A 14,901-nucleotide genomic window follows, 5' to 3' on the forward strand; every position below is an offset into this window, starting at 1 on the left:
TGCATAAATTATATTTATGATTTGTATCTGCCTGGTAAATCATTTTTATGGAGATGACGGGAATGGAACAAGATAATTTACTGAGTTTAAAAGTAAGAGAATTAAGAGAGTTGGCAAGAACGTTATCTTTTCGCTATATCAGTCATAGTAAAATCAAAATAGATTTTAATTCAGATGTAAATATTTTTATAGAGGATATATTGGGACGGGTTCGTGTTCATTGTTTATCTTCAAGTGGTGCAATTGAGTTTATCCAATTTGAAATAGATCACTTGAAAGAGCAAGCTTTCTATTTAACAGCAAATAGAGTAAAGCAATATGCAATAATTGAAAGGGAAAAAGAAAAATCAAGTTTTTTTACTCTTATGTTAAAGCAAATTGGATTTGTTGCTGGTGGTACTCAACTTCTTACTGGGTATACAGTTTGTAAAGCTTCCTTGGGGTTAGCATGTGCTTCGTTTGGTGTTCCAGTAATGTCTCATGGATACAATAATATTGTTGAAAATGGATATTATCTACTGTACAGAGAAAATATTAATGGTGGTGTTAGAGAAGGATACAGGTATATTGCTAACAAAATTGGCTTAAGTGACAAAGATGCGGATATTGCTTATGCAACTGTTGATTTAGCTCTTTCAGGATATGGCGTTTTTAGAAAAGTCTTGAAGCCAAGGGAAAAATCCTGGAGTTTATTTAGAAATATCAATAATGATTTTACCAGAGGGTGGAAAGAAATGGATATAATTAGTTTATCAACAGAAGTTGCTGCTGATTCTTATACTACTTGGGGTATTTATAAAATACAAAAGGAAAAAGAATAATGGATTATACTGATATTATTATTTCAACTAAATCATCATGGCTAGATATATTATATTATTATGTTTTATCTATTCTTATATTATTTCTTTTGTTTATTATGAAAAGAATTGTAGAAGAAAGTAGCAATAATGTTTTTATTGTTTTTGGTGTTATTTCTGTTCTTATATTATCTAGTATTCAGTTAATTTTAACAGGATATGAATACGATATACCGTATTTTATTAACTTTAAAAGTGAAAGTATAAAATTTGGTGGTGTTATATTTTCAATATTATATATTTTTTTGATTCCAAGGAAATATTCTAAATAATTTTTGTTTTATAAATGGTTATTTTAGCCTATATGTAAAGAAAAGTATTTTTCAACATTAAGTACAGAAATGGCGGTTGGTGGTGTTACTCTTTGGATTATTAATAATATGTGTCATGGGTTGTTAGAGGCTGTAATTGATCCTGTAATTTAAATTTGATTATTCCTTATTTTCGACCCTGTAATTTATGTTTTTTATTTTAATAGTAATTATTTTTCAATAAAATTCAAATGGTTGTGTTGGTTTGTTAATGGTAATAATAATGAATTATATCAATGTTTATTAATTTAAATAGTGAGGTGATTATAGTAGGTAGTGTGATGTTTTCTATATTATACGCTTGCTTGTTACCAAGAAAATATTGAAATTAGTTTTAGATTAGATGCTTATGAAATGAATTTGTTAATGGATAGAATAAGCTTATAATAACTATCTAATTACTGAAAAAATCATAATATTCTTGTTGAGTATTTGTTGATTAAGATAGGAAAAATATGGATTATATTGATGTTATAATTTCCACTAAGCCCACTTGGTGGGATATTTCTCTTTATTACATTATGTCTTTAGTTGTTTTTATCTCATTTTATTTTATAAAAAATATTGTGGATAAAAAGCGTAATTATATTTGGTTATATACAACTATTTGTTGTTGGTCTTAATGAGCACCATGATTTTATATCAAAATTCATTAATTTGAATAGTGAAGAGATTAAAATAGGAAGTATGATATTCTCTGTTTTATATGCTTTGGTCCTACCGAGAAAAGTTCGTTAATGAAACAAGGCGTGAAGTTAAAACGCCTTGTTTTGCTCTTTTAATAAATCCTGTCATCCCAAATACTATAACCACCAGTACCTGCGATAAGGTGATTCCAGGTAATATTTGTATATTTTAACGAAATACTTTCCTGTGGTGGGAGCTCATTATGATTCAATGAATGTGGATGTAAAACACTTATTTCAGTGATTGTGGCACCAGTGATCTTTATATTGTAATAACGTTCTTGAGCACCATTTGAGTTAGTTCGGTAAAAATCAATAGAGCATTCAAGAGACTCATTATCAGAAATAGCAATACCAAGTAATGGTGATGATTTGTCGATAGGTTTTTGAATAACAATGGGTTGATGCTCGACGTTTTGAGCCCGTGTTATCGTATGGCTTAAGCTATAAACTAATATCTGATCAAAGTGGTTTGCTTGATATTTATTACCAATAGAATCAACAGAAGAACATCCCGCTGATATTAATCCTTGTTTCTTTCCCTTTATCGTCATGTAAATCATGTCAGCCATATTATATCCTTAGATTATATTTAATTGATGTTTTACAGAAACATTAGATAAATTACACTTTATTGGTTATAAATAACAGATAAAAAAGCGCTCATAGAGAATAAATATGAGCGCTTTAGAGATTGCCAAGAATAGCAATTAGATATCAATATTAGCCGCTTTCAGGGCATTCTCTTCAATAAATGCACGGCGAGGTTCAACAGCATCACCCATCAGGGTTGTGAACAGTTGATCAGTTGCAATAGCATCTTTTACTGTCACGCGCATCATACGGCGGGTTTCCGGGTTCATGGTTGTTTCCCATAATTGCTCAGGGTTCATTTCTCCCAGGCCTTTGTAACGCTGTATGGACAGGCCACGACGTGATTCTTTGGTTAGCCAGTTCAGAGCCTGCTCAAAATCAGAGACAGGTTGGCGGCGTTCACCACGCTCAATATAAGCGTCTTCTTCGATCAAATTGGCAAGTTTGTCGCTCAATTTGGTAATACGGTGATATTCACCACCGTGGACAAAATCGAAGTCTAGTAGATAGTCAGTATCAACACCATGTGTACGAACACACAGAACGGGTTCATACATTTGGCGCTCACGGTTTTCATGGAGGCGATAGCTGTAGCTGCTGCTGTGTTGTTCACGGTCATTCAGACGAGTAACCAGCGTTTTAATCCATTCTTCAACTTTGGTTTTATCAAACAGCTCTTCTTCAGTTAGCTTTGGATGATAAATCAGATTGTTCAACAGACTTAGTGGATACAGGCGCTCCATACGTTTAATGATTTTCTGCACGCTATTGAATTCTGTCACCAGTTTTTCCAGTGGTTCCCCTTTCAGGGCGGGTGCGTGTTTGTTGGTGTAAAGTGATGCGCCATCCAATGCAATGGACAGTTGGTACTCATCCATTGCTTCATCATCTTTAATGTATTGTTCTTGTTTGCCTTTTTTCACTTTATACAGTGGTGGTTGCGCAATAAATACATGACCACGTTCAATGATTTCTGGCATTTGACGATAGAAGAAAGTCAGCAACAGAGTACGGATATGAGAACCATCGACGTCCGCATCTGTCATGATGATAATACTGTGATAACGCAGCTTGTCCGGGTTGTATTCGTCACGGCCAATACCGCAGCCCAGCGCAGTGATCAGGGTTGCGACTTCCTGAGAAGAGAGCATTTTGTCGAAACGCGCTTTTTCAACGTTCAGGATTTTACCTTTCAATGGCAAAATTGCCTGATTTTTACGATTACGCCCCTGTTTTGCGGAACCTCCCGCAGAGTCCCCTTCCACTAAGTAGAGTTCGGACAGTGCCGGATCACGCTCCTGACAATCTGCTAGTTTGCCGGGCAGACCAGCTAGATCAAGAGCCCCTTTGCGGCGTGTCATTTCGCGTGCTTTACGGGCTGCTTCACGGGCGCGGGCAGCGTCGATAATTTTACCGACGACGGTTTTAGCGTCATTCGGGTTTTCCAGCAGGTATTCCACCAGCTTCTCGTTCATCAGTGTTTCAACCGCCGTTTTCACCTCGGAAGAAACCAGTTTGTCTTTGGTCTGAGAAGAGAATTTTGGATCAGGTACTTTAACGGAAATAACTGCGACCAAGCCTTCACGGGCATCATCACCGGTGGCGCTGACTTTGGATTTCTTGTTGTACCCTTCTTTGTCCATATAGCTATTGAGAGTACGGGTCATCGCAGTACGGAAACCAACTAAGTGAGTACCACCATCACGTTGCGGGATGTTGTTGGTAAAGCAGTAAATATTTTCCTGGAAACCATCGTTCCATTGCAATGCGACTTCAACACCTATGCCATCTTTTTCTGTAGAGAAATAGAAAACATTGGGATGGATTGGTGTTTTGTTTTTATTTAAGAATTCGACAAACGCCTTAATACCGCCTTCATAATGGAAATGGTCTTCAATATTGGTGCGTTTATCAAGCAGGCGAATAGATACACCTGAGTTCAGAAAGGACAGTTCACGCAAGCGTTTAGCCAGAATGTCGTGCTGGAATTCAGTGTTGTTACTGAAAGTGTCCATGCTCGGCCAAAAGCGGACACGGGTACCGGTCTGTTCGGTTTCACCAACGACTTTTAGTGGGCTTTGTGGCACACCAAGGTGATAAGTCTGTTCATGAACTTTGCCGTCACGGCGGATAACCAGTTCCAGCTTTTCAGACAAGGCGTTAACAACAGAAACCCCTACGCCGTGCAAACCGCCGGAAACTTTATAAGAGTTATCGTCGAATTTACCCCCCGCATGCAGCACAGTCATAATAACTTCAGCTGCTGAAACACCTTCTTCTTCGTGTATACCGGTAGGAATACCGCGACCATCATCCTGTACAGAGACAGAGTTATCGGCATGGATAGTGACGATAACTTCACTACAGTGGCCTGCGAGGGCTTCGTCGATAGCGTTGTCGACAACCTCGAAGACCATGTGGTGTAAGCCGGTACCATCGTCTGTATCACCGATATACATGCCCGGACGTTTACGAACCGCATCCAGCCCTTTTAATACCTTGATACTTGAGGAGTCATATGTATTCGACATCAACGTTTCTCGCTCATTTTTAATCCTGTGGTTGAACCTCTATTTTGCCATTTTCCACGCGAAACATCCTGCTATTTCCATCAAGCATATCTGTGACCTGACCAGGACTTATTGCACTGACAAAGACCTGAGCTTGCGTGGATTTTAGACGTTCGGCCAATAACTGACGGCGGCCGGCATCCAGTTCGGAGGCAAAATCATCAAGCAGATACAGACATTGTTGTCCGCTCTGTCGGGTGAAATATTCACCCTGTGCTAGCCGCAGTGCACACATCAGCAATTTTAATTGACCGCGGGATAGCATATCTTCTACTGGCGTTCCTTCTGCACGGATGCGCAGATCTGCCTTATGCGGGCCGGAAGCCGTGTAGGTTAATGCTCTGTCACGCTCAAACTGGCGTTCCAGCAATTCAGCGTAATCACTCTCTTTGTCCCATCCCTGTTGGAAAGAGAAACTCAATATAAATTCGGGTAAGAACTGTTTACAGGTATCAGCAATATCTTGAGTGATGTTTGTAACGTATTCAGCTCGCCACTGGTTTATCTGGTTGGTCAGGGGTGCCAATTCTTGATCCCAGGGCCGTATCTGGCTGTAGCGGGTAACTTGTCGCAGTGCTGCATTGCGTTGTTTAAGCAGCCGTTTCAAGTTTACCCATGCAGAAAAAAAACGTGGCTCATTGTGGAAACAACCCCAATCAATAAAGGCCCGGCGATACTTTGGCCCGCCATTTAACAGGGTGAATCCTTCCGGGGTAATAAGCTGTATAGGCAACATCTTGGCTAGTTCTGAAATTTTACCGCCATCATTGCCATCAATTCTGACTCTGCTATCGCCATGACGGTTTTTGCTCAAACCGATAGACAGTTCCCGCTCATTCTTCCGTTGTCCTAGTCGTCCATGTAAAACAAATTCATCACAGTCATGACGGATGACTCGCCCAGCCTGAATGCTGCGAAAAGAGCGCCCGTGACCCAGAGTATAAATCGCTTCCAGTATACTGGTTTTGCCGCTGCCATTAGAGCCAACCAGAAAATTAAATCCGGTAGCCAGAGGCAAATCTGCGGCGGCGATATTACGAAAATCGCGGATAAGTAAACGCGTAAGAGTCATATACCTGAAATGTAAATCCTGTTACAGGCGCATTGGCATCACGACATAAGCCGCATTGTGGCTGGCACAGTCTTCTATCTGAACACTGGAAATAGCGTCGGTCAGCAGTAAACGAACCTCTTCACATCTTAATGTGTTGAGTACGTCCAAAACATAACTGACATTAAAGCCTATTTCCATTTCAGTACCTTGATAGCTGACATCGACAATCTCTTCGGCTTCTTCCTGTTCGGGGTTATTTGCTGTGATTTTTAGCTGGTTCTCACTAAAATAGAGGCGAACTCCGCGGAATTTCTCATTAGAGAGAATTGCCGCGCGTGAAAAAGCCTGTTTCAGCATATCACAACTGGCTTCCAAGGTTTTATCTGGGTTCTTCGGTAATACGCGGCGATAATCAGGGAAGCGCCCATCTACCAGTTTAGAGGTGAAAATAAAGTCGCCAACGTGGGCACGAATATTGTTACTGCCGATTTGTAACTGTAACGGCGTATCGCCACCATCCAGCAATCTCATCAGTTCGATAACGCCTTTACGTGGCACGATCACCGAATGGGAAGGCAGATTTTGACCAATTCCCATAGAGCAGACTGCCAGACGGTGACCATCCGTTGCCACTGTCCGCAATTCTTCGCCTTCGGTTTCAAACAACATACCGTTGAGGTAATAGCGGACATCCTGATGAGCCATTGAGAATTGCGTCGATTCAATAAGACGTTTTAGTGTGGCTTGTGGCAGCGAAAATTCCACTTCACTTTGCCAGTCATCAAGATTTGGAAAATCAGCAGCGGGCAATGTAGAAAGCGAAAAACGGCTACGGCCGGAGCGTACCAGCAGGCGGTCTCCATCCAGTTCCACACTGATTTCAGCTCCATCCGGCAAACCGCGCCAGATATCAAAGAATTTACGTGCTGGTACAGTGGTTGCACCTTCTTCATGTGGCAATGAAAGCGCGACACGCGCCATCATTTCCATTTCTAAATCTGTGCCGGTCAGCAATAGAGAACCTTCCGTGACCTGTAGTAATAAATTACCCAGAATCGGTAGAGTAGGGCGCCCACCCAGTGGGCTACTGACTTGTTGCAGTGGTTTTAACAATTGCTCACGTTCGATGATAAATTTCATAGCGCTAGGAAGACAATGTTCTGATTAAGTTAGAAAAATCCTCTTTGATGTCATGACTTTCTTCGCGCAGTTGCTCGATTTTACGACAAGCGTGCAGCACGGTTGTATGGTCACGTCCACCAAAGGCATCCCCGATTTCAGGCAAGCTGTGATTGGTTAACTCTTTTGCCAGCGCCATTGCCATTTGCCTTGGTCGGGCAACGGAACGGGAGCGCCGTTTGGAAAGTAAATCGGCCACCTTGATTTTATAATACTCAGCGACTGTTTTCTGAATATTATCAATGGTAACCAGTTTTTCTTGCAGTGCTAACAAGTCACGTAATGCTTCACGTACAAAATCAATAGTAATCGCCCGGCCGGTAAAATTGGCATTCGCTATTACCCTGTTCAATGCGCCTTCAAGCTCGCGGACATTAGAACGCAGGCGTTTGGCTATAAAGAAAGCGACTTCTCCCGGCAGCTGGATTTCGTTTTCGTCCGCTTTTTTCATCAAAATAGCGACACGAGTCTCCAGTTCCGGTGGTTCAATAGCAACGGTTAGCCCCCAGCCAAAACGGGATTTTAACCGATCTTCTACCCCATTGATCTCTTTTGGATAGCGATCTGATGTCAGAATAATCTGTTGATTACCTTCCAGTAATGCGTTGAACGTATGAAAGAACTCTTCCTGAGAACGCTCTTTATTGGCAAAAAACTGAATATCATCGATCAGTAATGCATCGACAGAGCGGTAATAGCGTTTGAACTCTTCTATTGCATTGTTTTGTAATGCTTTGACCATATCCTGAACAAAACGTTCAGAATGCATATAAACCACCTTGGCGTTTGCCTTACGTGCCATAATACTGTTACCTACGGCATGTAATAAGTGGGTTTTACCCAAACCTGTACCGCCATAAAGGAATAGTGGATTGTAGGCACCACCCGGGTTATCGGCTACCTGTCTTGCGGCAGCGCGGGCAAGCTGGTTGGATTTACCTTCAACAAAGTTATCAAAAGTATGTTTGGGATTAACATTAGAGCGATAAGACAGCTCTGGTTGTACCGCAGTGTTATCCCAACTGGGACGTACTGATGCGTTCTGTGGTGCAGGTGTAACCGGTGTATGAGCAACAACCCTCTGTGGTGGGCTGTCGTTTTGGGAAACAGGTTTATTGCCAACTTCGAAACGTAATAACGGTACTTCTGCCCCACAAAAGTCATTCAACAACCCATTGATATTGTTGATATACTTTTCTCTTACCCAATCCAGAACAAACCGATTTGGGGCATAAAGTGCCAGAGTGTTACCACTTAGCTCTGCCTGAAGGGGGCGTATCCACATACTGAATTCTGTGGCAGGTAATTCATCCTGCAATCGGGCAAGACATTGCTGCCAAAGCGAAAGTGACACGGCGGACTCCCCTAAAACAAGGCCAATTAACAATTAAAGAAATCGGAGTGGTTAGCTCATTAATATTGGGTACAAGACAACGATTCCTTCAGGGCTAAGGAAGGATCAATTGCCATGCTTATGGCGATTTTTAATGTCATCGCTCACCCATGATCCACAGATAAGATCCGGATCATGGCCTGCGATCATAGCGCAAAAGACGATATAGATCTTCATTCTTTTACACAGTTTAAGCGCTTTTTATCCACAGGTTAAAATTGCCTGTGAAATAAAAGGCTGTAAAAGGTGCTTTAATGTGGTTATGGCATATATCAAACAAAGATCGAGGATAAGCCGATATTTAAGACAAAATCGGGCCTATGATCATAATAGAAAACGAAGATCAACGGGTGATCATTGCGCTTTGCTCAACAGTCCGTATAATATTGCACCCTGCGTGCAATGCCAGAGTTTTTTGCCAGTAGTCGCTGGTGAGGGGTTCTGGTGTAAGCACGGGCAGGTTGTTGGTAAACATTCAACTCAGTAGAAAAGCCGGCCGGCTTGTGTCATGTCAATTGACTCATAGCTGTACATTTTATTACAATCCCGCTTCTTTATATTGATGTTGCGATTGAGGCATCGGTGTCTACTTCTCACTGGTTGCCAACGCGTTTACTGAATCAGTAATAATTTTAAGTTAGGTAGAAATCGCTATGAAACGCACTTTCCAACCGTCCGTACTGAAGCGTAACCGTTCTCACGGCTTCCGCACTCGTATGGCCACCAAAAATGGTCGTCAGGTTCTGGCTCGCCGTCGTGCAAAAGGCCGTGCTCGTCTGACCGTTTCTAAGTAATAAAGCTAACCATCTAGTGGTTACGCTCGCTTTTCCGAGGGAGTTACGCTTGTTAACTCCCAAGCATTTCACGTATGTTTTCCAGCAACCCCAACGGGCAAGTTCGCCAGAGATTACTATCCTTGGTCGCCTTAATGAGCTGGGGCATCCCCGCATCGGTCTTACTATAGCCAAAAAAAATGTTAAACGTGCTCATGAGCGTAACCGGATTAAGCGGTTGGCCCGTGAAAGTTTTCGTTTGAACCAACATAATTTGCCTCCTATGGATTTTGTGGTATTGGTTAAGAAAGGGGTTGCTGAGCTTGATAACCGTGCGTTAACGGAAGCTTTGGGTAAATTATGGCGTCGTCACTGTCGCTTGGCTCGCGCTTCCTGATTGCATTAATCCGGGGATACCAGTTAGTGATAAGTCCACTGCTGGGGCCTCGTTGTCGTTTCAATCCTACGTGCTCTCACTATGGAATTGAGGCGCTACGCAGGTTTGGGATGATAAAAGGCGGTTGGTTAACGGTGAAACGCATATTAAAATGCCACCCTTTACACGAAGGTGGTGATGATCCTGTCCCACCTGAAAAAAACAACGATAACAGAGAACACTAACGATGGATTCGCAACGTAATCTTCTTCTCATCGCTTTGCTGTTCGTTTCTTTCTTGGTCTGGCAAGCATGGGAAGCAGATAAAAATCCGCAACCAACTACAGTACAGGCCACGCAACAAACGGATATGCCTAGCAGTGAGAATCAGGCAGTGCCAGGCAGTGGAAAAGGTAAACTGATCACGGTTAAAACTGATGTGCTCTCTTTGACCATCAATACTCGTGGCGGTGATATTGAAGAGGCTGACCTGTTAGCCCATCCTGATACCCTGGGTTCAAGCAACCCATTCAAATTACTGGAAACAACATCTGCTTTCACTTATCAGGCGCAAAGTGGGTTGACTGGTAAAGATGGCCCGGATAACCCGACAAATAGTGAGCGCCCGCTGTATACCGCAGCACAGGATAGCTATGTATTGGCTGATGGGCAGGATGAATTACGAATCCCAATGAATTTCGTCGCTAAAGATGGTGTTGCTTATGTCAAAACGTTTGTTTTGAAACGTGGTGCATACGCGATTAGTGTGGATTACCGCATTCATAACACGACAGAAAACCCGTTGCAGATGACCTTTTTTGGTCAACTGAAACAGAGTGTTGAATTGCCGAAACATCGTGATACCGGCAGCAATAACTTTGCATTGCATACTTACCGTGGTGCGGCTTACTCTTCAGACGAAACTAAATATAAAAAATACAGCTTTAGCGATATTGAAAGTGAACCGTTATCCGTCGCTACCAAAGGTGGTTGGATTGCCATGTTGCAGCAATATTTTGCTACGGCTTGGGTTCCCGCTGCGAATGAAACCAGCACCTTCTATACTGCCGCGTTAGGTAAAGAGATGGCTGCGATTGGTTATAAAAGTGCGCCAATCTCTGTTGCGGCTAACAGTGAAAAAACGATCTCTTCTACGCTGTGGATTGGCCCGGAAATTCAAGATGAAATGGCCGCAGTAGCTCCTCATCTGGATCTGTCCGTGGACTATGGCTGGTTGTGGTTTATTTCTCAGCCGTTATTTAAGCTGTTGAAATTCCTGCATGGTTTCATCGGTAACTGGGGCTTCTCCATTATCGTTATTACCTTTATCGTGCGTGGTATCATGTACCCGCTGACCAAAGCGCAATATACTTCAATGGCGAAAATGCGCCTGTTGCAGCCTAAATTAGCGGCTATGCGTGAGCGTATTGGTGATGATAAACAGCGCATGAGCCAGGAAATGATGGCGTTGTATAAAGCAGAGAAAGTGAACCCATTGGGGGGTTGTTTGCCTTTGCTGATCCAGATGCCAATCTTCCTTGCTCTGTATTACATGCTGATGGGCTCTGTTGAATTGCGTCATGCGCCATTTGCTGGCTGGATCAATGATTTGTCTGCACAAGATCCTTATTACATCCTGCCATTGCTGATGGGTGTGACGATGTTCGTCATTCAGAAAATGTCTCCGACGACCATCACTGATCCGATGCAGCAGAAGATTATGACTTACATGCCTGTCATGTTTACCATATTCTTCCTGTGGTTCCCGTCAGGTCTGGTTCTGTACTACATCGTCAGCAACCTGGTGACCATTATTCAGCAGCAGTTGATTTATCGTGGGCTGGAAAAACGTGGTCTGCATAGCCGTGAGAAAAAGCCGGCGAAATAAAATATAGCTTCAGTCAGAATGCGTTCTGGCAGTTATAACAGAAAAGGCGGTCATTGGCCGCCTTAACTATTTGAGCTAAAAAGTAAAAGAGAGATGACCATGAATACCACTGATACGATTGTCGCTCAGGCTACCCCACCAGGACGGGGCGGTGTTGGCATTTTACGCGTTTCCGGCCAGAAAGCAGTACAAGTGGCTGAGGTGGTATTAGGGAAATTACCCAAACCCCGTTATGCAGATTATCTGCCATTTCGTGATGCAGATGGCAGCGTGCTTGATCAGGGAATTGCGCTTTATTTTCCTGGTCCTAATTCCTTTACTGGGGAAGATGTACTGGAGCTTCAAGGGCATGGTGGACCGGTTATTCTCGATTTACTGCTGAAACGTATTCTGACTTTGCCTGGTGTGAGAATTGCTAATCCCGGTGAATTTTCTGAACGTGCTTTTCTTAATGACAAACTGGATTTGGCTCAGGCGGAGGCCATTGCTGACCTGATTGATGCCAGTTCGGAGCAGGCTGCCCGTTCAGCGATGAATTCCTTACAGGGTGCCTTTTCTGCTCAGATTCATCAGATGGTGGAAGCACTTACTCACTTGCGAATCTATGTGGAAGCCGCTATTGATTTTCCAGATGAAGAGATCGACTTTCTTTCTGATGGAAAAATCGAAGCCAATCTGGATAAAGTGATGGTTGAACTTGAGCGTGTACGTTCTCAGGCTCGTCAGGGTAGCCTTTTGCGTGAAGGGATGAAAGTGGTTATCGCTGGTCGCCCTAATGCAGGGAAATCCAGTCTGCTTAATGCACTGGCAGGCCGTGAAGCGGCGATTGTGACAGATATTGCAGGTACAACCCGCGATGTGCTGCGTGAACATATCCATATTGACGGTATGCCGTTACACATCATTGATACTGCGGGGCTGCGTGAAGCCAGTGACGAAGTGGAACGTATTGGTATTGAGCGGGCATGGCAGGAAATTGAACAGGCTGATCGCGTACTGTTTATGGTGGACAGTACGACAACCGATGCGGTTGAACCGGTGGAAATCTGGCCTGAATTTATGGCTCGTCTGCCTGAATCACTTCCTATCACCGTCGTTCGTAATAAAACGGATATGACCGATGAAAAGGTGGATATTACTAAAGTAAGTGGTTACTCACTAATCCGTCTTTCTGCCCGTAGTGGTGAAGGAATAGATTTACTGCGCGATCATCTGAAAGAAACGATGGGTTTCAACAGCAATACGGAAGGTGGCTTTTTGGCTCGCCGTCGCCATTTACAGGCATTAAATACGGCGGCAGAGCATCTGCAACAAGGCCATGAACAGCTTGTGGTTGTTCGCTCAGGTGAATTGCTGGCGGAAGAGCTACGTTTGGCACAACAGGCATTGAGCGAGATCACCGGTGAGTTTACTTCTGATGATCTGTTGGGCAGGATTTTTTCGAGTTTTTGTATTGGGAAGTGAATGGGTAAAATTAGTTTAACGGTTTTAGCGTGTAAAATTTGATTTACCTGCTATAGCGTGTGACAATGAGGTTAACTGCTCAAATTGGTTGATCCTGATATGAAAGTAACTAACTCGAAACAGCTCAGTGCATATTTAAAAGATGTCAGGCGCACTCAAAAGCTTTCCCAAGGTAAAGTGGCAAGCAAAGTGGGTATTCGTCAGGACACAGTATCAAGCTTTGAGCAGCACCCAGATTCTACCAAGTTGGAGACCTTCTTTAAGATTCTGTCGGCGTTGAATTTAGAACTCGATATCCGGCCAAGAAACTCTACTGAGATAAATTCGTCAGTGGAAGATGACCGCACAGTGTCAGACCGAGTGTGGAAAGAGGAGTGGTAATGGCAGCGTTGGATGTCTACATGAACGGCTACCGAGTTGGAGTATTCACTAAAACCAATACCGGTGCCCATCACTTCAAATATGATGTGGCTTGGCTTAAATTACCAGGCAGCCGTCCCATTTCACTGTCTATGCCGCTGCGCCACCAGGCCTACCAAGGTGACGAGGTATATAACTTTTTCGATAATTTGCTGCCGGATAACCCGGAAGTCAGAAGACGAATCGTTGCCAGGTACAATGCAGAATCAACACAACCTTTTGATCTGCTGGCTAAAGTGGGCCAAGACAGTGTTGGGGCTTTGCAACTGGTACAACAAGGCACTCCCGCCAATGATATCAAGAAGATTGAATACAAGCCCTTGTCTGAGACGGAACTGGAGAAAGTGCTGACCGGCTATCAGGATGATGCGCCATTGGGGATGATCGAAGGCGAGGAAGATTTTCGCATATCCATTGCTGGCGCACAGGAAAAAACAGCGCTTTTAGATATTGATGGACATTGGTATTTACCGTTAAATGCCACGCCGACAACACACATCATCAAACTTCCCATCGGCAAAATTGAGAGTCATTCATACTCCATTGATATGTCTGACAGTGTGGAAAATGAATATCTATGCATGTTGATTGCGAGGGAGTTTGGGCTGTCTGCTCCTCACTGTTTAATGATGAAAGTGGGAGGGATAAAAGCACTGGCAGTAGAACGATTTGATCGCAGGTATTCATCTGACAACAGTTGGATTATGCGGCTGCCTCAGGAAGACTTTTGTCAAACCTTGAACGTGCCTTCAGTGAAAAAATATGAGAGCCATGGTGGTCCAGGGATTACCGAGATCATGTCCTACCTCTTGGGCTCGGTTAATGCTCAATTTGACCGTTATGTGTTTATGAAGGCTCAGGTGTTGTTTTGGTTATTGGCTGCGACAGACGGCCATGCAAAAAACTTTTCACTATTTATCGAGGCTGAGGGGAGTTATCGGCTAACGCCTTTTTATGACATCCTTTCCATGTATCCTGTATTCGGAGGCAGAGGGCTTCATCCCCGAGATGCCAAATTGGCAATGGGGCTAACGGGGACAAAAGGTAAGAAGTACAAAATAGAACAGATATTTCCAAGACATTTCTTTCAAACAGCCAAGGCTGTTGGGTTTGATAAGGATGCTATGGCAAGAATTCTTATTGAGTATGCTGAGACTGTTGATACAGTTATCATGGATGTCAAAAACCAGTTGCCAGCAGATTTCCCTGCCCATATCAGTGACTCGATATTGGGAGGACTGCAAGTCAGAGCTAAACGTCTGGTAATTGGATGGGATTAACATTCTCGTCATCAATATTGTCTACTGTAGATGAAGCACAGAAATAATTATCC

The 14,901-nt window shown here is 43.1% G+C and carries 14 protein-coding genes; 9 read left to right on the forward strand and 5 right to left on the reverse strand.

What is annotated here, in order from left to right:
• Positions 1 to 62 precede the first annotated feature (62 nt).
• Positions 63 to 821 (forward strand): DUF4225 domain-containing protein, encoded by a 759-nt coding sequence (locus C5470_RS07850; protein WP_166287483.1) that lies wholly within the window; start codon positions 63 to 65, stop codon positions 819 to 821.
• Complete coding sequence (locus C5470_RS07855) at positions 821 to 1,132, forward strand: hypothetical protein (RefSeq protein WP_166287486.1); 312 nt, start codon at positions 821 to 823, stop codon at positions 1,130 to 1,132. The genes C5470_RS07850 and C5470_RS07855 overlap by 1 nt, the downstream gene beginning before the upstream one ends.
• An 817-nt stretch (positions 1,133 to 1,949) precedes the next feature.
• Here C5470_RS07855 and C5470_RS07860 read toward each other — a convergent pair.
• The 5 genes from C5470_RS07860 to dnaA all read right to left on the reverse strand — a co-directional run bounded on the left by C5470_RS07860 (position 1,950) and on the right by dnaA (position 8,608).
• Positions 1,950 to 2,429 (reverse strand): Hcp family type VI secretion system effector, encoded by a 480-nt coding sequence (locus tag C5470_RS07860; protein WP_166287489.1) that lies wholly within the window; start codon positions 2,427 to 2,429, stop codon positions 1,950 to 1,952.
• 138 nt (positions 2,430 to 2,567) lie between these two features.
• On the reverse strand, positions 2,568 to 4,982 hold the full coding sequence (gene gyrB, locus C5470_RS07865) for a DNA topoisomerase (ATP-hydrolyzing) subunit B (protein ID WP_166287492.1): 2,415 nt from the start codon (positions 4,980 to 4,982) through the stop codon (positions 2,568 to 2,570).
• 19 nt (positions 4,983 to 5,001) lie between these two features.
• Positions 5,002 to 6,093, reverse strand: a complete 1,092-nt coding sequence (gene recF / locus C5470_RS07870; protein WP_152964064.1) for a DNA replication/repair protein RecF — start codon at positions 6,091 to 6,093, stop codon at positions 5,002 to 5,004.
• A gap of 21 nt (positions 6,094 to 6,114) precedes the next feature.
• Complete coding sequence (gene dnaN, locus C5470_RS07875; RefSeq protein ID WP_152964063.1) at positions 6,115 to 7,215, reverse strand: DNA polymerase III subunit beta; 1,101 nt, start codon at positions 7,213 to 7,215, stop codon at positions 6,115 to 6,117.
• Between the two features lie 4 nt (positions 7,216 to 7,219).
• Positions 7,220 to 8,608, reverse strand: coding sequence for a chromosomal replication initiator protein DnaA (gene dnaA, locus C5470_RS07880; protein WP_036845344.1), 1,389 nt, complete (start codon positions 8,606 to 8,608; stop codon positions 7,220 to 7,222).
• A gap of 692 nt (positions 8,609 to 9,300) precedes the next feature.
• Here dnaA and rpmH point away from each other — a divergent pair.
• From rpmH to C5470_RS07915, 7 genes are all read left to right on the forward strand, one after another.
• A complete protein-coding gene (gene rpmH, locus C5470_RS07885) occupies positions 9,301 to 9,441 on the forward strand; it encodes a 50S ribosomal protein L34 (RefSeq protein ID WP_036845347.1) in 141 nt (46 codons plus the stop codon).
• A 16-nt stretch (positions 9,442 to 9,457) separates the two neighbouring features.
• Positions 9,458 to 9,817 (forward strand): ribonuclease P protein component, encoded by a 360-nt coding sequence (gene rnpA, locus C5470_RS07890; protein ID WP_071992963.1) that lies wholly within the window; start codon positions 9,458 to 9,460, stop codon positions 9,815 to 9,817.
• A complete protein-coding gene (gene yidD / locus C5470_RS07895; RefSeq protein ID WP_036845351.1) occupies positions 9,781 to 10,041 on the forward strand; it encodes a membrane protein insertion efficiency factor YidD in 261 nt (86 codons plus the stop codon). The genes rnpA and yidD overlap by 37 nt, the downstream gene beginning before the upstream one ends.
• Before the next feature lie 2 nt (positions 10,042 to 10,043).
• Positions 10,044 to 11,684: a membrane protein insertase YidC gene (yidC, locus tag C5470_RS07900; RefSeq protein WP_036845353.1), complete on the forward strand. Its 1,641-nt coding sequence runs from the start codon at positions 10,044 to 10,046 to the stop codon at positions 11,682 to 11,684.
• A gap of 99 nt (positions 11,685 to 11,783) precedes the next feature.
• Positions 11,784 to 13,148, forward strand: a complete 1,365-nt coding sequence (gene mnmE / locus C5470_RS07905; protein ID WP_166287495.1) for a tRNA uridine-5-carboxymethylaminomethyl(34) synthesis GTPase MnmE — start codon at positions 11,784 to 11,786, stop codon at positions 13,146 to 13,148.
• Positions 13,149 to 13,247: 99 nt separating this feature from the next.
• Positions 13,248 to 13,529: a helix-turn-helix domain-containing protein gene (locus tag C5470_RS07910; RefSeq protein ID WP_036845356.1), complete on the forward strand. Its 282-nt coding sequence runs from the start codon at positions 13,248 to 13,250 to the stop codon at positions 13,527 to 13,529.
• Complete coding sequence (locus C5470_RS07915; protein ID WP_166287498.1) at positions 13,529 to 14,848, forward strand: type II toxin-antitoxin system HipA family toxin; 1,320 nt, start codon at positions 13,529 to 13,531, stop codon at positions 14,846 to 14,848. The genes C5470_RS07910 and C5470_RS07915 overlap by 1 nt, the downstream gene beginning before the upstream one ends.
• The last annotated feature ends 53 nt before the right edge of the window (positions 14,849 to 14,901 follow it).

Source organism: Photorhabdus stackebrandtii (genome assembly GCF_011189495.1).
Classification (GTDB): domain Bacteria; phylum Pseudomonadota; class Gammaproteobacteria; order Enterobacterales; family Enterobacteriaceae; genus Photorhabdus; species Photorhabdus khanii.